11 protein-coding genes are annotated in these 18,252 nt (G+C 65.2%); 3 read left to right on the forward strand and 8 right to left on the reverse strand.

Annotated elements, in window-relative coordinates; genetic code table 11:
* Nucleotides 1–76: 76 nt before the first annotated feature.
* The 8 genes from KSS94_RS14715 to KSS94_RS14750 all read right to left on the reverse strand — a co-directional run bounded on the left by KSS94_RS14715 (nucleotide 77) and on the right by KSS94_RS14750 (nucleotide 14,044).
* Nucleotides 77–1,564 (reverse strand): efflux transporter outer membrane subunit, encoded by a 1,488-nt coding sequence (locus KSS94_RS14715; protein ID WP_217838829.1) that lies wholly within the window; start codon nucleotides 1,562–1,564, stop codon nucleotides 77–79.
* Entirely contained in the window at nucleotides 1,561–4,671 is a 3,111-nt protein-coding gene (locus KSS94_RS14720) for an efflux RND transporter permease subunit (RefSeq protein ID WP_217838830.1), read from the reverse strand. Before KSS94_RS14720 ends, KSS94_RS14715 begins: the two co-directional genes overlap by 4 nt.
* Nucleotides 4,668–7,766: an MdtB/MuxB family multidrug efflux RND transporter permease subunit gene (locus KSS94_RS14725; protein WP_217838831.1), complete on the reverse strand. Its 3,099-nt coding sequence runs from the start codon at nucleotides 7,764–7,766 to the stop codon at nucleotides 4,668–4,670. Before KSS94_RS14725 ends, KSS94_RS14720 begins: the two co-directional genes overlap by 4 nt.
* Nucleotides 7,763–9,064 (reverse strand): MdtA/MuxA family multidrug efflux RND transporter periplasmic adaptor subunit, encoded by a 1,302-nt coding sequence (locus KSS94_RS14730; protein WP_217838832.1) that lies wholly within the window; start codon nucleotides 9,062–9,064, stop codon nucleotides 7,763–7,765. Before KSS94_RS14730 ends, KSS94_RS14725 begins: the two co-directional genes overlap by 4 nt.
* 257 nt (nucleotides 9,065–9,321) lie before the next feature.
* Nucleotides 9,322–9,822: a thiol peroxidase gene (gene tpx / locus KSS94_RS14735; protein WP_217838833.1), complete on the reverse strand. Its 501-nt coding sequence runs from the start codon at nucleotides 9,820–9,822 to the stop codon at nucleotides 9,322–9,324.
* A 169-nt stretch (nucleotides 9,823–9,991) separates the two neighbouring features.
* Nucleotides 9,992–11,272: a serine/threonine transporter gene (locus KSS94_RS14740; RefSeq protein ID WP_217838834.1), complete on the reverse strand. Its 1,281-nt coding sequence runs from the start codon at nucleotides 11,270–11,272 to the stop codon at nucleotides 9,992–9,994.
* Between the two features lie 280 nt (nucleotides 11,273–11,552).
* The gene (locus KSS94_RS14745; protein WP_217838835.1) at nucleotides 11,553–12,752 is read right to left on the reverse strand and encodes an amino acid aminotransferase; all 1,200 of its coding nucleotides are present in this window, start codon (nucleotides 12,750–12,752) and stop codon (nucleotides 11,553–11,555) included.
* A 257-nt stretch (nucleotides 12,753–13,009) separates the two neighbouring features.
* Nucleotides 13,010–14,044, reverse strand: coding sequence for an Ldh family oxidoreductase (locus KSS94_RS14750; RefSeq protein ID WP_217838836.1), 1,035 nt, complete (start codon nucleotides 14,042–14,044; stop codon nucleotides 13,010–13,012).
* 121 nt (nucleotides 14,045–14,165) lie between these two features.
* On the opposite strand from KSS94_RS14750, the gene KSS94_RS14755 reads away from it, so the two are divergent.
* From KSS94_RS14755 to kdgD, 3 genes are all read left to right on the forward strand, one after another.
* Entirely contained in the window at nucleotides 14,166–15,419 is a 1,254-nt protein-coding gene (locus KSS94_RS14755; RefSeq protein ID WP_217838837.1) for an NAD(P)/FAD-dependent oxidoreductase, read from the forward strand.
* Between the two features lie 384 nt (nucleotides 15,420–15,803).
* Nucleotides 15,804–16,613 (forward strand): gamma-glutamyl-gamma-aminobutyrate hydrolase family protein, encoded by an 810-nt coding sequence (locus tag KSS94_RS14760; protein ID WP_217838838.1) that lies wholly within the window; start codon nucleotides 15,804–15,806, stop codon nucleotides 16,611–16,613.
* Nucleotides 16,614–17,177: 564 nt separating this feature from the next.
* Nucleotides 17,178–18,095, forward strand: a complete 918-nt coding sequence (gene kdgD, locus KSS94_RS14765) for a 5-dehydro-4-deoxyglucarate dehydratase (protein ID WP_217838839.1) — start codon at nucleotides 17,178–17,180, stop codon at nucleotides 18,093–18,095.
* Nucleotides 18,096–18,252 lie beyond the last annotated feature (157 nt).

The following is an 18,252-nucleotide window of genomic DNA, read 5'->3' on the forward strand; positions in this document are numbered from 1 at the left end:
ACAGGCAATACTCTAAGCCGTCAGAAATGCATCGCCCGCAAGGGCCTCACCACAGCCCCCACAGAAGCCCCCCCTCTCAATCCGCGTCAGCGAAAGCACGCTCGGCATCCCAGCCCCCACCCAAAGCAGCAATCAACTGCACACTGGCCAACAACCGCCCCTGCAACAGCGTCAGCACGCTGCGTTCATTGCTCAAAGCCGTAGTCTGCACATTGACCACGTCCAGGTACCCAATCAACCCCGCCTTGTACTGGTTCTCGGTCAACCGCAGCGATTCACGGGCCGCCTCCAGCGCCTCCTGGCGAACCACCGCCTCATCGCCATATACCTTCAACTGCACCAGGTAATTCTCGACCTCCTTGAAGCCATCCAGCACCGTCTGCCGATACTGCGCCACGGTCTGGTCATAGGCCGCAACCGTGCGGTCCACCTCGGCACTGCGCTTGCCAGCGTCAAACAAGGTCAACGCCAACTGCGGCCCCACCGACCAGTAACGGTTCGGCAACTCGATCCAGTTGTTGAAGCTGCTGCTGGAGTAGCCACCGTTCATGCTCAGCGTCAGGTCCGGGAAGTACGCCGCGCGGGACACGCCGATATTGGCGTTGGCGGCCATGACATTGCGCTCGGCAGCAGCGATGTCAGGGCGGCGCTCCAGCAACTGCGACGGCAGCGATACCGGAACGTCCGGCAAGGTCGGGATGCTGTCGCTTGCAGCCAGCGCGAAATCAGCCGGGGCCTTGCCCATCAGCACGGCAATGGCGTTCTCGTACTGGGCACGCTGCCAGGCGAGGTCGATCAGGTCGGCCTGGGTGCTCTTGAGCTGGGTGCGCGCCTGGGCCACCGCATCAGGGCCGGACACACCGGCGCGGTACTGGTTTTCGGTCATTTTCAGCGAGCGCTCATAGGCCGCCACGGTGGCCTCCAGCAAGCGCTTCTGCTCATCGATTACCCGCAGCTGCAGGTAGTTCTGCACCAGCTCAGACTGCTGGCTGAGGCGGATCGAGGCCATGTCGGCCAGGCTCGCCTGGGCGCTGGCCTCGTTGGCATTGAGGGTTTCGCGCAGCTTGCCCCACAGGTCGATCTCCCAGCTCACGCCCAGCTGGGTGTTGTAGGTATCGCGGATGCCGCTGCTGTTGTTCGAAAGGCTCGAGCTCGAGCTACCGGTGCCCTGGGCCGAGCGGGTCTTGCCGGCGGTCAGGTTGAGCGACGGGAACAGCGAGGCGCGGCTGCTGCGCACCAACGCCTGGGCCTGGCGGTATTGAGCCTCGGCTTGCGCAACGGTCTGGTTGCTGCGGTTCAGTTCCTCGACCAGGCCATTGAGCTGTGCGTCACCGTACAGCTCCCACCAGGCGCCTCGGGCGATGGCATCGGACGGCTTGGCCTGGGTCCAGCCTTCGGCCTGTTTGAACTGCGCCGTGGTGCTCAGCTCGGGGCGGTGGTAGTCGGGGCTCAGGGTACAGGCGCTGAGCATCGCCACGCATAGGCCGGCGCCGAGCAGGCGCGAGCCGCGGCCCTGGGTCAGCGCCTTGAGGGCGCGGTGAATGCGGGTGTGGGCAAAGGTCATAGCGGGGTATCCAGGGCAGCGTCGGTGCGCACGCCGCGCCAACGGTTGAAACGGTGGCGCAGGCGGTCGAGGTACAGGTAGACCACAGGCGTTGTGTACAACGTAAGCACTTGGCTGAACACCAGGCCGCCAAGAATGGTCAGGCCCAGCGGCTTGCGCATCTCGGCACCCTCGGCGCTGCTCAGCAGCAGCGGCAGCGCGCCAAGCATGGCGGCCAGGGTGGTCATCAGGATCGGCCGCAGGCGCAGCAGGCAGGCGCGGCGGATCGACTCCTCTGGCGACAGGCCGTCATTGCGCTCCAGCTGCAAGGCCAGGTCGATCATCAGGATGGCGTTCTTCTTCACCACGCCAATCAGCAGGAACAACCCCAGCAACGAAATCAGGCTGAACTCGCCGCCGGTCAGGTACAACGCCAGCAACGCGCCGACCCCGGCCGAAGGCAGGGTGCTGAGGATGGTCAGCGGGTGGATGTAGCTTTCGTACAGGATGCCCAGCACCAGGTACACCAGCAGCAGCGCGCCGAGGATCATCAGCGGCTGGCCTGAGGTGGTCTTGCTGAAGGCGTCGGCGGTACCGCCCAGTTTGGCGATCACCGACTCCGGCAGGCCGACCTTGGCCACCGTGCGCTCCAGTGCGGCCATGGCCTGGTCGGGGCTGTAGCCTTCGGCGACATCGAAGTTAATGTCTTCGGAGGCGAACTGGCCTTCGTGGCTGACGCGGTCGCTGGCCAGGCTGTTCTCGTAACGGGCGAAGCTCGACAGCGGCACCCGTGCACCGTCGGCGGTGATCACCTGCACCTGCTCCAGGGTGCTTGGGTCCCAGGCGTACTTCGGGTTGATCTCCAGCACCACCTGGTACTGGTTGAGGCTGTCGTAGATGGTCGAGATCTGCCGTTGGCTGTAGGCGTTGTTGAGCACCGCGGTGACCATGTCCATGTCGATGCCCAGGCGCTTGGCCTGGTCGCGGTCGACCACCAGGGTCACCTGTTGGGTGCCAGCACCGTCGCGGGCGTCGATGGCGGTCAGCTCGGGCAGTTTGCGCAGCTCGGCGACCACCTTGGGGAACCACTCGCGCAGCGCGGCCAGATCACCGCTTTGCAGGGTGTAGAGGTACTGCGAGGTGCTCTGGTCACGGCCACCGCCGCCCAGTTGCAGGTCCTGGTCGGCCATCAGGAACAGCCGCCCGCCGGGCACCTTGGGCATTTCCTTGCGCAGCCGCTCGATGACCTGCTGCGCGCTTTGCTTGCGCTCGCCGATGGGCTTGAGGCGCACCAGCATGAAGGCGTTGTTGGTGCCGCTGTTGCCGCCGATAAAGCCGGCCACGCTCTGCACCGCCGGGTCCTTGAGCAGCGCGCGGCGGTAGGTTTCCATCTTCGGTTGCATGACGCTGAACGACAGGCCGTCGTCGCCGCGCACAAAGCCCTGCAGCTGGCCGGTGTCCTGCTGCGGCATCAGGGTCTTGGGCACCACCACGTACAGCACGACGTTGAGCACGATGGTGGCCAGCAGGCTGAGCAGGGTCAGCCGGCGATGGCGCAGGGCCCAGCCCAGGCTCTTGTCGTAGCCTGCGACCATGCGCTGGTGAATACCCTCGCTGAAGCGCTGCAGGCGGGTCTGCTCATGGGCACCGTGCACCTTGAGCCAGCGCGAGCAGAGCATCGGGGTGAGGGTGAGCGAGACTACCAGCGAGACAATGATCGCCGCCGCCAGGGTGATCGAGAACTCCATGAACAGCCCGCGCACGATGCCGCCCATGAACAGGATCGAGACGAACACCGCCACCAGCGATACGTTCATCGACAGCAGGGTGAAGCCCACCTCTTTGGCGCCCTTGAACGCCGCGCTGAGTGGGTTTTCGCCGTTCTCGATATGCCGCGAGATGTTCTCCAGCACCACGATGGCGTCGTCCACCACCAGGCCCGTGGCCAAAATCAGCGCCATCAGCGACAGGTTGTTCAGCGAGAAGCCGCACAGGTACATCACGGCAAACGTACCCACCAGCGACACTGGCACGGCAAGGCTTGGGATCAAGGATGCGCGGAAGTTGCCGAGGAACAGGTAAACCACCAGGATCACCAGCACCACAGCGATCAGCAGGGTGTGCTCAGCCTCCTTGAGGGTGGCCTTGATCACCGGCGAGCGGTCCATCGCGATGTCCAGCTTGACGCTGGCCGGCAGCAGCGACTGCAGGGCCGGCAACTGTGCCTTGATCTGCTCGACGGTCTGGATGATGTTGGCCCCGGACTGGCGGTTGACCACCAGCAGCACGGCCGCGTCGTCGTTGAAGAAGCCGCTGTTGTAGCGGTTCTCGACGCCATCGCTGACCTTGGCCACATCGCTCAGGCGCAGGATGGCGCCGTTCTGCTGGCGGATCACCAGCGGCTTGTAGTCCTCGGCCTTTTCCAGCTGGTCGTTGGCGCGCACCTGCCAGTTGCGCTCGTGATCCTCGACAAACCCCATGGGCCGGCGCTGGTTGGCGTTGGCCACGGCCGTGCGCACGTCATCCAGGGCCAGGCCGTACTGGTTGAGCAGTTGTGGCTCCAGCTCGATGCGCACTGCCGGCAGCGAACTGCCGCCGATCTGCACCTCCCCTACCCCGCTGACCTGGGCCAGGCTCTGCGAGAGGATGGTGTCGGCCAGGTCGTACAGCTGCCCCTTGGCCAGCACGTCGCTGGTCAGCGACAGCACCATGATCGGCGCCTGGGACGGGTTTATCTTCTTGTAGGTGGGCATGCTGCGCATGCCGCTGGGCAACAGGTTGCGCGAAGCATTGATGGCCGCCTGCACCTCGCGGGCGGCGCCGTCGATGTCGCGGCCCAGCTCGAAGCCGATGATCACCCGGGTGGAGCCCTGGTTGGAGCTGCTGGTCAGCGTGGTGACCCCGGCGATACTGCCCAGCTTGCGCTCCAGCGGCGTGGCCACGGTGGAGGCCATCACCTCGGGGCTGGCCCCGGCCAGGTTGGCGCTGACCACGATCACCGGGAAGTCCATCTGCGGCAGCGGCGACACCGGCAACAGGTTGAAGCTGACCCCGCCCAGCAGCATGATCGCCAGGCTCAGCAGCATGGTGGCTACCGGCCGGCGAATGAATGGTCCGGACAGGTTCATGCGTCAGCCTGCTGCGCATCACCTGCTGGCCGCCAGCGGCGTGCCAGGCGGTCGAAGTACAGGTAGATCACCGGGGTGGTGAACAGGGTCAGCACCTGGCTCACCAGCAGGCCGCCGACCATCACCAGGCCCAGCGGCTGGCGCAGTTCGGCGCCGGAGCCGGTGGCCAGCATCAGTGGCACGGCGCCGAACAGTGCGGCCAGGGTGGTCATGAGGATCGGCCGGAAGCGCAGCAGCGCCGCCTGGTAGATGGCATCCTGCGGGCTCATGCCCTGGTGGCGTTCGGCCTCGAGGGCGAAGTCGATCATCATGATCGCGTTCTTCTTGACGATGCCGATCAACAGGATGATGCCGATGATGGCGATCATCCCCAGGTCATTGCCGCTGAGCAGCAAAGCCAGCAAAGCGCCGACCGCCGCCGAGGGCAGCGTCGAGAGGATGGTCACCGGGTGGATGTAGCTTTCGTACAGCACGCCCAGCACGATGTACATGGTCACCACCGCCGCCAGCACCAGCAGCAAGGTGCTCGACAGCGACGCCTGGAACGCCTCGGCGGCGCCCTGGAAGCGGGTTTGCACGCCAATCGGCATGCCGATGTCCTGCTGCACCTGCTCGATCACCTTGACCGCCTCGCCCAGGGAGGCGCCGGAGCCCAGGTTGAACGACAGGGTCACCGCCGGGAACTGGCCGAGGTGCGAAATGGCCAGCTGCGCCTGGCGCTGCTCGATGCGCGCCAGCGCCGACAGGCGCACCTGGCCGCCGTCGGTGGCCTTGACGTGGATCGACTCCAGCGCCTTGGGCCCAAGCGATGCGGCGGTCTGCGACTGCAGCACCACGCGATACTGGCTGGCCTGGGTGTAGATGGTGGAGATCTGCCGCTGGCCGAAGGCGTCGTAAAGCGCGTTGGTGATCTGCGATACGCTGATGCCCAAGCGGCTTGCCATGTCGCGGTCGATCACCAGGTACACCTGCAGGCCCTTGTCCTGCAGGTCGCTAGCCACATCCTGCAGTTCGGGGCGCTGCTGCAGTGCCTGCACCAGCTTGGTGCTCCATTCGGCGAGCATGTCGGCGTCGGGGGAACTGAGGCTGAATTGGTACTGGGTGCGGCTGACCCGGTCCTCGATGCTCAGGTCCTGCACCGGCTGCATGAACAGACGAATGCCCACCAGGCGGTCGAGCTGTGGTTGCAGGCGGGCGATCACTTGCTCGGCGGTCAGGTCGCGCTCGCCGTGGGGTTTCAGGTTGATCAGCAGGCGGCCGCTGTTGAGGGTGGCGTTGTCGCCGTCCACGCCAATGTACGAGGACAGGCTCTGCACCGCCGGGTCTTTCAGGATGACTTCGGCCAGGGACTGCTGGCGCTGGCTCATGGCGGCGAACGAGGTGGCCTGGGGCGCCTCGGAAATACCCTGGATGACCCCGGTGTCCTGCACCGGGAAGAAGCCCTTGGGCACCATCAGGTACAGCACCACGGTCAGCGCCAGGGTGGCCACGGCCACCAGCAGGGTCAGCGGCTGGCGCTTGAGTACCCAGGTCAGGGCGCTGGCGTAGTGCTTGATCAGCCAGTCGATCCAGGCGCCGCTGGCGCGGTAGAAGCGCCCCTGCTCCTCTTCCTTGGGTTCGCGCTTGAGCAGCCGCGCGCACATCATCGGGGTCAGGGTCAGCGACACCACCAGCGAAATGAGAATGGCCACCGCCAGGGTGATGGCGAACTCGCGGAACAGCCGCCCCACCACATCGGCCATGAACAGCAGCGGGATCAGCACCGCAATCAGCGAGAAGGTCAGCGAAACCAGGGTGAAGCCGATCTGCCGGGCGCCCTTGAGCGCCGCCTGCAGCGGGGTTTCGCCTTCTTCGATGTGGCGGGAGATGTTCTCCAGCATGACGATGGCGTCGTCCACCACAAAACCGGTGGCGATGGTCAGGGCCATCAAGGTCAGGTTGTTGATCGAAAAGCCAGCCAGGTACATCACGCCAAAGGTGCCGATCAGCGACAGCGGCACGGCGATCGACGGAATGATGGTGGCGCTGACCCGGCGCAGGAACAGGAAGGTCACCATCACCACCAGGGCGATGGCAAACAACAGTTCGTGCTGCACATCGCGCACCGCGGCGCGGATGGTCTGGGTGCGGTCGGTAAGCACGCTGACGTCCAGGCCCGCCGGCAGGTTATCGGTGATCGACGGCAGCAGTTCCTTGATGCGGTCGACCACCTCGATGACGTTGGCCCCGGGCTGACGCTGGATGTTCAGCAGCACTGCTTCGTTCTGGTTGGCCCAGGCGGCCAGGCGCTCGTTCTCGGCGCCGTCGACGATCTCGGCGACGTCCTTCAGGCGCAGCGGTGCGCCGTTGTTGTACTTGAGGATGAGGTTGGCGTATTCCTCGGGCGAGCGCAGTTGGTCGTTGGCGTCGAGCATCGACACCCGGGTGGGGCCGTCGAAGTTGCCTTTGGGCTGGTTGACGTTGGAGGCGCCGATGAGCGTGCGCACGTCGTCCAGGTTCAGGCCGTTGGCGGCCAGGGCGTCGACGTTGACCTTGATGCGCACGGCCTGGCGCTGGCCGCCGGCGATGCTGACCATGCCCACGCCGCTGATCTGGGCGATCTTCTGCGCCACGCGGGTGTCGACCAGGTCGTTGAGCTTGGGCAACGGCATGGTCTTGGACGCAATGGCCAGGGTCAGCACCGGGGTATCCGCCGGGTTGACCTTGTTGTACACCGGCGGAGCCGGCAGGTCGCTGGGCAGCAGGTTACTGGCGGCGTTGATGGCGGCCTGTACCTGTTGCTCGGCAACGTCCATGTTCATGTCGAGGCTAAAGCGCAGGGTCAGCACCGAGGCGCCGCCGGAGCTGGTCGAGGCCATTTGCTCAAGGCCCGGCATCTGCCCGAACTGGCGCTCCAGGGGGGCGGTGACGGCGCTGGTCATGACCTGCGGGCTGGCGCCGGGGTATAGGGTCATGACCCGGATAGTCGGGTAGTCGACCTGGGGCAAGGCTGCCACCGGCAGCATTTTATAGGCGATCAGGCCGGCCAGGACGATGGCCAGCATGCTCAGCGTGGTGGCGACCGGGCGAAGGATGAACAGGCGCGAGAGGTTCATGCGCCCGCCTTGCTGCCCGATTCACCGGCCTGGGCCGAGCCCTTGGCGTCCTGCCCCTGCAGGTGCTGGCCGGGGGTGGTCGGCACTTGCGAGCTATCTTCGACCACTTCGACCTTGGTGCCTTCGCGCAGGCGGTCGGTGCCTTCGAGCACCAGCCGGTCGCCGGCGGCCAGGCCCTCGACGATCACGCTGTTCTGGCCATCGCTGGCACCCACCTTGAGCTTGCGGATATTCACCGTGTTCTCTTGGTTGACCACGTAGGCGAAGGTGCCGTCGTTGCCGAACTGGATGGCCGCAGCCGGGGCCAGCACCACCTGCTTGAGGGTGTCGGCGAGCAGGCGCACATTGACGAACTGATTGGGGAACAAGGCGTTGTCCTTGTTCTGGAAGGTGCCCTTGAACTTCAGGGTGCCGGTGGTGGTGTCGATCTGGTTGTCCAGGCTGCCCAGCACGCCGGTCGCCTGCAGCTTGCGATCGCCGCGGTCCCAGGCTTCGACTGGCAGGCTGGCGCCACTGCGGTAGCGCTCGAGCACGGTGTCCAGCTCGGTTTCCGGCAGGGTGAAGGCGACGCTGATCGGCTCGGTCTGGGTGATCACCACCAGCGCGGTGGTGTCATTGGCCGCCACCAGGTTGCCCAGGTCGAGCTGGCGCAGGCCCAGGCGGCCGGTGAGCGGTGCGCGAATCTGGGTGAAATCGAGGTTCAGGCGCGCGTCGTTGACTGCTGCCTGGTTGGTTTTCACCAGCCCCTGGAACTGCGCCACCTGTGCTTCGGCGGTGTCGAGGGTTTGCTTGGCGATGCTGTCTTCGGCGTACAACCCTTTATAGCGGGCCAGGTCGACCTGGGCGTTCTTCAACTGCGCCTGGTTCTGCGCCAGGGTGCCTTCGGCCTGCTGCAGGGCGATGCGGTACGGGCGCGGGTCGATTTCAGCGAGCAGGTCGCCGGCCTTGACCTGCTGGCCTTCCTTGAAGTGGATCTTCACCAGCTCGCCGGCCACCCGGCTGCGCACGTTGACCGTGTTGGTGGCGGTGACGGTGCCCAGGGCCTTGTAGTAAAGCGGGAAGTCGCCGACCTTGACCGGTTCCACACGTACCGGCACAGGGTCAGACGATGCGCCAAAGCCCGGCCGCCCTCGCCCGCCCAGGCCCATGGCCGCACCCTTGCCCGGGCGCCCGCCGCTTGCGGCTTGCTCGTGCACGGTCTTTGCGGGCCACAGCCACCAGGCCAGCAGGGCCACCAGCAGCAGGATCAGCAGGCCGAACAGCCAGCGACGGGGGGAACGGGAATAGGACACTTGCATGGGTCGAACGAACCTTGTTCAGGGAAGACGGGCGTGAAGAGCGTGAACGATAAGCACTGGCACCGTTTTAGCAAAGCGGCTTTACCAGTGTTTTACCTTTGGCTGACGTTGGTCGGCGGGCAGACTTTAAATGAAAACGGCCTGGTGTGGGGGCCAGGCCGTTTCTGGGTGTGACGCCATCACCGGCAAGCCGGCTCCTACAGGGATGACGCTGGCCTGTAGGAGCCGGCTTGCCGGCGATGGGCTTCACACAGATGTTACTTCAGTACCGCCAGCGCCGCGTCGTAGTTCGGCTCGTCGGCGATTTCAGCAACCAGCTCGCTGTGCAGCACCTTGTCGTTTTCGTCCAGCACCACGACAGCACGGGCCGCCAGGCCGGCCAGCGGGCCGTCGGCGATGGCAACGCCGTAGTTCTGCAGGAACTCGGCACCGCGCAGGGTGGATAGGTTCTGGACGTTTTCCAGGCCTTCGGCACCGCAGAAGCGGGCCTGGGCGAACGGCAGGTCGGCCGAGATGCACAACACCACGGTGTTGGCCACGGCGTTGGCCTGGGCGTTGAACTTGCGTACCGAGGTGGCGCAGGTCGGGGTGTCGACGCTTGGGAAGATGTTCAGCACCTTGCGCTTGCCGGCGAAGTCGGCCAGCGACTTGTTCGACAGGTCACCAGCGACCAGGGAGAAGGCAGGTGCCTGGGCGCCAGCTTGTGGCAGGTTGCCGCTGACCTGAACCGGGCCGCCTTTGAGAGTCACTTGAGCCATGGGAAATCATCCTTAGTACGGGTTGGAAAAAGACCCCGAGTTAAGCATGAAGCGGCGCAAGTGCCTATAAGCAAAGCTGAAATTGTTTTATTGCCGGACAATTCCTGTGGACAAAAAAATGTCCGGGTGGCTACAGCCGACCCGGACATTTCCTACAGCAGCGCTGCAATCAGCCCAGCAGGCCGTACACCACCGAGGTCAGCGCCACCAGGCCGATGACCACCACGAACAGGTTGGACAGCGCGCCGCTGTACTTGCGCATCGACGGCACGCGACGGATGGCGTACATCGGCATCAGGAACAACAGCACCGCGATGATCGGCCCGCCGAGGGACTCGATCATGCCGAGGATGCTCGGGTTGAGGGTGGCGACGATCCAGCACACCACCAGCATGATCGCGGCAACCACACGGTCCATGGCCTTGGCGCCCGGGCGCATGCCGGCCTTGACGATCATGCCTTTGAGTCCCTCGCTGGCACCGATGTAGTGGCCCAGGAACGACTTGGCAATGGCGATGAAGGCGATCAGCGGTGCGGCGAAGGCGATGGTCGGCTGGTCGAAGTGGTTGGCCAGGTACGACAGGATCGACAGGTTCTGCGCCTTGGCTTCGGCCAGCAGGGCGCTGCTCAGGGTGAGCACGCAGCTGAACACGAAGAACAGCACCATCAGCACCATCAGCAGGTGGGCGCGGCGCAGGATCTGCCCGCTGCGCTCATCGGCGTGCTCGCCGTAGCGGCGCTTCTGGTCGACGGCAAAGGCCGAGATGATCGGCGAGTGGTTGAACGAGAACACCATCACCGGGATGGCCAGCCACACGGTGTGCAGGAAGGCCGAACCCGACGGCACCTGGCTTGCGGTGTCGAGGATGCCGCCGGTCCAGTGCGGCACCAGATACAGGGCCAGCAGCGCCAGGGCGACGATGAACGGGTAGACCAGCAGGCTCATGACCTTGACCGTGGCCTGCTCGCCGCAGCGCACGATGGCCAGCAGGCCGAGAATCAGCACGAACGACAGGATCGCCCGCGGTGGCGGCGCGATGTGCAGCTGGTGCTCCATGAAGCTGCTGACGGTGTTGGTCAGCGCCACGCTATAGATAAGCAGGATGGGGAAGATGGCGAAGAAGTACAGCACGGTGATCAGCGCACCGGCGGTTATGCCGAAATGCTCCTCGACCACGTCGGTGATGTCGCCGCCCTTCTGCCCGGAGAGCACGAAGCGGGTCAGCCCGCGGTGGGCGAAGTAGGTCATGGGGAAGGCCAGCGCGGCGAGGATCAGCAACGGCCAGAAGCCGCCAAGGCCTGCGTTGATCGGCAGGAACAAGGTGCCTGCGCCGATGGCTGTGCCGAACAGGCCCAGCATCCAGGTGGTGTCGTGACGCGACCAGCTGCCGAGGGTGGCGGGGGTCGATTCTGCAAAGCGTTGTTCAACGCTTGGGGCCTGCTCATTCATTCCGGGTGAAGCTCCACTCGCAAGACTGCAACAGGCTGAGAATGGCGAAATAGACGTTTCGCCCAACTCAACCGGATAAAGAGGGGCGCGATTGTGCATGCAAAGGTTGCACTTGGGGAAGCCCCGTCCGAGGGACGGTTGCACTTGTCTGTACAAGAAGTCTGATTATCAAGCTGCAAAAACAATCGCGGGGCAAGCCCGCTCCCACGCCACCCCTGAGAACAGGAGCAGAGTGGGAGCGGGCTTGCCCCGCGATATGGCCTGTCGGTCAGCTCAGGGCTCAGCCCTTGTGCACCGCCGCAAAGGCCTCGGCCACCTGGCGCAGGTTGGCCGGGCGCAGGCCAGACATGCACACCCGGCCGCTGTCGATCAGGTACACGCCGAACTCGTCACGCAGGCGGCGCACCTGCTCGACGCTGAAGCCTGTGTAGCTGAACATGCCGCGCTGGCGCAGGAAGAACTGGAAGTCCTGGCCCGGCAGCAGTTCGCCGAGCAGGTCGACCAGGCCCTGGCGCATGTCGAGGATACGCTTGCGCATCACCTCCACCTCAGCCGCCCACTGGGCATTGAGAGCAGCATCGCCGAGCACCCCGGCCACCAGTTGCGCGCCGAACGCGGGGGGGCTGGAGTAGTTGCGGCGCACGGTGGCCTTGAGCTGGCCGAGCACGCTGACGGCGGTGGCGGCGTCGTCGCAGACCACCGACAGCCCCCCTACCCGTTCGCCGTACAGCGAGAAGATTTTCGAGAACGAGTTGCTGACCAGGCACGGTACGCCGGCACGGGCCATTTCGCGGATGGCAAAGGCGTCTTCGACCAGGCCTTCACCGAAGCCCTGGTAGGCGATGTCGAGGAACGGGATCAGCTGGCGTGCCTTGACCACCTCGACCACCTGCTGCCACTGGTTCTGGCTGAGGTCGACACCGGTTGGGTTGTGGCAGCACGGGTGCAGCAGCACGATGCTGTTGGCCGCCAGGGTGTTCAGGGTGGCAAGCATGCCGGCAAAGTCGACACCGCGGGTGGCATCGTCGAAGTACGGGTAGCTGTGCACCTTGAAGCCGGCGCCTTCGAAGATGGCGCGGTGGTTGTCCCAGGTCGGGTTGCTGACCCAGACTTCGGAGCCTGCGAAATAGCGCTTGAGGAAGTCTGCACCGACTTTCAGCGCGCCGGAGCCGCCGACGGTTTGCACGGTGGCCACGCGGCCATCGGCCACGGCCGGGTGGTCGCTGCCGAACAGCAGCGCCTGGATGGCCTGGCGGTAGGCGGCCAGGCCTTCCATGGGCAGGTACAGCGAAGCTTCGTGGGGCTGGCCGGCGATGCGTTTTTCCACCGCATCGACCGCTGCCAATTGCGGCACCACGCCGGCTTCGTCGTAGTACAGGCCGATACTCAGGTTGACCTTGTCGGCGCGCGGGTCGGCCTTGAAGGTTTCCATCAGCGAAAGGATCGGGTCGCCGGCATAGGCATCGACATGTTTGAACACAGCGTGCAGCTCCTTGGAAATCAGGACAGTTCGGGAAAGCGTGCACAGAGAATACCCGCAGTGGCGGCGCAGGAACATCATTGAATGTGCAAGGTGCCGGATGCGCGGGTGCAATACCCTGTAGGAGCCGGCTTGCCGGCGATAGGGCCCTGACAGGCGAAGCATGGCACCGGCGTTGCCGGTGATCGCCGGCAAGCCGGCTCCTACAGGTACGGCACAACCCAGAGGGCCAGGTGATCCCCGCGATAGCGGTGGGTTCAGGCCTGCCAGCCCGCCAATTCCTGCAGTCCAGCCAGCTCCTGCACAGTCAGCGCCACGCCCTCGCGCAATGCCACTTCGCGCTCGCGGTAACGCCGCTCGCCAGGCATACGGCTAAGCCCCGCCGCCTGCATCTGCTCCACAAGCTCCCGGCTGCGCTGGGTGAAGCGCTGGCCTTCGGCCTTGCCCGGGTCGATGACGATGATCAGTTGCCCGGTCCACGGGGTCTTGGCCCCCGGGTGGCTGGCCCAGTCGAACTCCCAGGAGAAATTGCCGCCGGTCAGCGCCGCAGCCAGCAGCTCGACCATCATCGACAGCGCCGAGCCCTTGTGCCCGCCGAACGGCAACAGTGCGCCGCCCTGCAGAATGGCCTGCGGGTCGGTGGTCGGCAGGCCCTGGGCATCCACGCCCATGCCTTCGGGCAAACGCTGCCCGGCACGCGCGGCGATCTGCACGTCGCCATGGGCCATGGCGCTGGTGGCCATGTCGAAGACGATCGGGTCATGCCCGGCGCAGGGCGCGGCGAAGGCGATGGGGTTGGTGCCGAACAGCGGCTGGCGCGCACCATGGGGCACCACACAGGTCATGCTGTTGACCACACTCAGGGCCACCAGGCCCTCGTCGGCGAAAGGCTCGACATCCGGCCACAGCGCGGCGAAGTGGTGCGAGTTGTGGATCGCCAACACGGCGATACCCGCCTGGCGCGCCTTGCGGACCAGTTGCTCGCGTGCTGCTGCCAGGGCTGGCTGGGCGAAGCCGCCGGCAGCATCCACCCGTACATAGCCCGACGCCACATCGCAGACCTGCGGCGCAGCCTTGCCGTCCACCCAGCCACTGGCCAGGGTCGATACGTAACCGGGAATGCGGAACACACCATGGCTGTGGGCACCGTCGCGCTGGGCGCTGGCGCAGTTGTGGGCGAGCACGCCGGCCACCCCTTCACTACAACCATGGCGTTGAAAGATTACCTGCAACAGCCCCTGCAACTCGGCGAACGGCAGGCGCACAAGGGGGCTGGCGGAAGGTGCGGACATCTGGAGCTCCTTTATTGGTATTGGATCGGCTACAGAGCAACGCACAGGAATGTCCCGCGAATACCTGCCATCTGTCAAAGTGTCCCGGCGCAGGCCCACACCAATCATCACAAGGTGCTCCATGCAGCCATTCTCGCAATGCCAGACCCTCGTCCTCGGCGCCGGTATCGTCGGCGTCAGCACCGCCCTGCAACTGCAGGCCCGCGGGCGCCAGGTAACCCTGATCGACCGCGATGCGCCGGGCAGCGGCACCAGCCATGGCAACGCCGGGCTGATCGAGCGCTCAAGCGTGGTGCCCTATGCCTTCCCGCGCGAGCTGCGCACCCTGCTGCGCTATGGCCTGAACCGCCAGAGTGCGGTGCGCTACAGCGTCGCCCACCTGCCCAAGGCCGCGCCCTGGCTGCTGAACTACTGGCAACAGTCGGCACCCGCGAAGCTTGCCCGGGCGGCCGCTGACCTGCTGCCCCTGGTGCAGCGCTGCGTGGAGGAACATGACCCGTTGATCGAGGCTGCCGGGTTGCAACACCTGGTAAGCGCCAACGGCTGGATCGAGGTGTACCGCGATGCCGCGCTGTTCGCCCAGGCCAAACAGGAAGCCCTGGCGCTGGCCCGGCATGGCCTGCGCTACGAAATGCTCGAGCGCGAGCAGTTGCAGGCGCGGGAACAGGGGCTGGACGGCGGCATCGGTGGCATCCACTGGCTCGACCCGAAGAGCGTGCGCGACCCCGGCGCCCTGACCCGTGGCTACGCCGCGCTGTTCGTGCAGCGCGGCGGGCAGTTTCTGCATGGCGATGCCCGCAGCTTGCAAGCGGTCGAGGGCGGCTGGCTGGTGAGCACCCAGCGCGGCCCGCTGCTGGCCCAGGAGGTAGTGGCCTGCCTGGGGCCGCAGTCCGCCGAGCTGTTCGCGCCGCTGGGCTACCGCTTCCCGCTGGGGATCAAGCGTGGCTACCACATGCACTACGCCACCACCGGGGGTAGCGAGCTGAAGCATTCGGTATGCGACCCGCAGGCTGGCTATGTGCTGGCACCCATGGCCCGCGGGGTGCGCCTGACCACGGGTATCGAGTTCGCAGCCAGCGATGCGCCGGGCAACCAGGTTCAGCTCAAGCGCTGCGAAGCTTTGGCCCGGCAGCTGTTCCCCGCCCTGGGTGAGCGCCTGGACGACCAGCCCTGGCTGGGCCGGCGCCCGTGCCTGCCGGACATGCGCCCGGTGATCGGCCCGGCGCCGCGCCATGCCGGGTTGTGGTTCAACTTCGGGCATGCACACCATGGGCTCACCCTGGGGCCGGTGAGCGGGCGGTTGCTGGCAGAGATGATTACCGGGGAGCAGACCTTTACTGACCCGGCGCCCTTCAGCCCTGCTCGGTTTGCATGAGCCTCACGGGCCTCATCGCCGGCAAGCCGGCTCCTACAGGGGTGCGCGCCAACCTGCAGGAGCCGGCTTGCCGACGATGAGGCAAAAGCGGCGCTTCATTGCAGCCACGCAAAGACCCGACTGCGTCGTTAAATATTATTGACCCGACCTCCTGCCAAACCCTTGTCGGCAAAGGCGCCGAACGCCCCAAGCCCCCGAAAACCGGCGCCCAACCCCACTGCCACTCGTTTGACATATCGAACGGCTCTGGCAATCTAGAGCCAAGGCCCCGACCGGAATCGCCGCAAAGGCGAGCCGGCAGTGCTCGGGGCTCCAGGCTGCACCCATGGCCCCGGCCGTGCGCCTGCACAACAACGACAGGCATGACCTGTCCCAAGGTGACATATGTCCAACAGCAACATTGGCAGCAAACAACCCACCCTGCGCAAACCCGTCGTCCTGATGACCATGGGCAGCCAGGAGCGCAAAGGCCATGACTATCAAGTCATGACCCACAAATACATCACCCCGCTGGTCGAGTTCTCCGATTGCGTTCCGGTGCTGGTGCCCACCTGCTGCGGCACTGACGACCTGGAAACCTACCTGGACATGGCCGACGGCGTGTACCTCACCGGCGCTGGCAGCAATATCGACCCGGCCCTGTATGGCCAGGAAAACCAGACACCCGGCAAAGGCCAGGACCAGAACCGCGACCTGTTCGACATCCCGCTGGTCAAGGCTGCCCTCAAGCGTGGCCTGCCGATCTTCGGCATCTGCCGCGGCATGCAGGAAATCAACGTGGCGCTGGGCGGCGACATCTACCAGAAGGTCTACGCCGAGCCTGGTTTCAACGACCACCGCGAAAACCCCGAAGACCCGGTCGAGGTGCAGTACGCCCAGGTGCATGGGGTGAAGATCAAGCCAGGCAGTTGGCTGCGCGACGCGCTGGGCACCGACGAGATCCGCGTCAACTCGCTGCACGGCCAGGGCCTGCGCAAGCTGGGTGCCGGCATCGAGGCGATCGCCCACGCCGAAGACGGCCTGGTCGAGGCGATCCACGCCCCGAGCATTTCGCCCTTCCTGTTCGCGGTGCAGTGGCACCCGGAGTGGCAGGCGGCGAAGAACCCCGACTCGATCAAGATGTTCCAGGCCTTCGGCGACGCATGCCGCGCCCAGGTTCGCAAATCCCAGGTCAAGCGCCATCAGGCTGCTTGATCGTCTGAAGCTTCGTTAGGGTTTGTACGAAAAGTCGCCGAGCGGCGATCAGGCAAGGCGAAAACAGGCGAGGAAGCGGAGTTGACTGGTTGTCAATGAGCATTCCGACCGGGCTGGCGCACCAGCCTGTTTTCAACGCAGCATGATCGTCGCGCAGGCACTTTTCGTACAAAGCCGAGCTTTGATCGCGGGGCGGCGCAAGGTCGCCCCCGTTACCACGGTCACCCTCTGCTGGTCCCAGAACACCTCCCGTGGCTGCGGGCGGCGGGCTTGCGCCTGTCTCCGCGATCTTTTTTCCTTCCCCCGCCGCACACAGAGATACGATGACTTAACCAGTCGTCATTTTTCTTGCGCCTATTCTGGCCTTATCGCCGGCTAGCCGGATCCTACAAGGGCTGCACGTACCCTGTAGGAGCCGGCTTGCCGGCGATAAAGCCAGGCCTGCCCACCCCCACCCCTGAAAATTTCTGCTCACAGGGGCTAGTCATCGTACAAGTTGTACGATAACTTACCTCCAACGCAGAACAACACCCTTCACCCAAGCGCCACAGGATGCCAACAACAATGACTCCACAAGAACTGAAATCCATCCTCTCCCACGGCCTGCTGTCCTTCCCGGTCACCGACTTCAATGCCCAGGGCGATTTCAACCAGGCAGGCTACATCAAGCGCCTGGAATGGCTCGCCCCTTACGGCGCCAGCGCCCTGTTCGCCGCTGGCGGCACCGGTGAGTTCTTCTCCCTGGCCGCCAGCGAGTACAGCCAAGTGATCAAGACCGCGGTCGACACCTGCGCCACCTCGGTACCGATCCTCGCCGGCGTCGGCGGCTCCACCCGCCAGGCCATCGAGTACGCACAAGAAGCCGAGCGCCTGGGCGCCAAGGGCCTGCTGCTGCTGCCGCATTACTTGACCGAAGCCAGCCAGGACGGTGTTGCCGCCCACGTCGAAGCGGTGTGCAAGTCGGTCAACATCGGCGTGGTGGTGTACAACCGCAACGTCTGCCGCCTGAACGCCGACCTGCTGGAAAAACTCGCCGAGCGCTGCCCGAACCTGATCGGCTACAAGGACGGCCTGGGTGACATCGAGCTGATGGTGTCGATCCGTCGCCGCCTGGGTGATCGTTTCAGCTACCTGGGTGGCCTGCCTACCGCCGAGGTGTATGCTGCTGCCTACAAAGCCCTCGGTGTACCGGTGTACTCCTCGGCGGTGTTCAACTTCGTACCCAAGACCGCGATGGACTTCTACCACGCCATCGCCCGCGACGATCACGCAACCGTAGGCAAGCTGATCGACGATTTCTTCCTGCCGTACCTGGACATCCGTAACCGCAAGGCCGGCTATGCCGTGAGCATCGTCAAGGCCGGCGCCAAGATTGCCGGTTACGATGCAGGCCCGGTGCGTACCCCGCTGACCGACCTGACCGCACAAGAGTACGAGATGCTCGCCGCGCTGATGGACAAAATGGGCCCGCAAGGCCTGTAACACCCAGGACCCGCCGAGCGGTCCATCGCAGCCAGGGATGGCGCGCCACCTTCATGTGTGGGCGCTGGTACCTGCCTGCGATGGGCCGCGAAGCGGTTCCCGCGCCCTGCCCTGGCGCTGACAATACACAGCAAGCCCGCAAAAAAAATAACTAGTG

This window comes from Pseudomonas fakonensis (assembly GCF_019139895.1).
GTDB lineage: Bacteria > Pseudomonadota > Gammaproteobacteria > Pseudomonadales > Pseudomonadaceae > Aquipseudomonas > Aquipseudomonas fakonensis.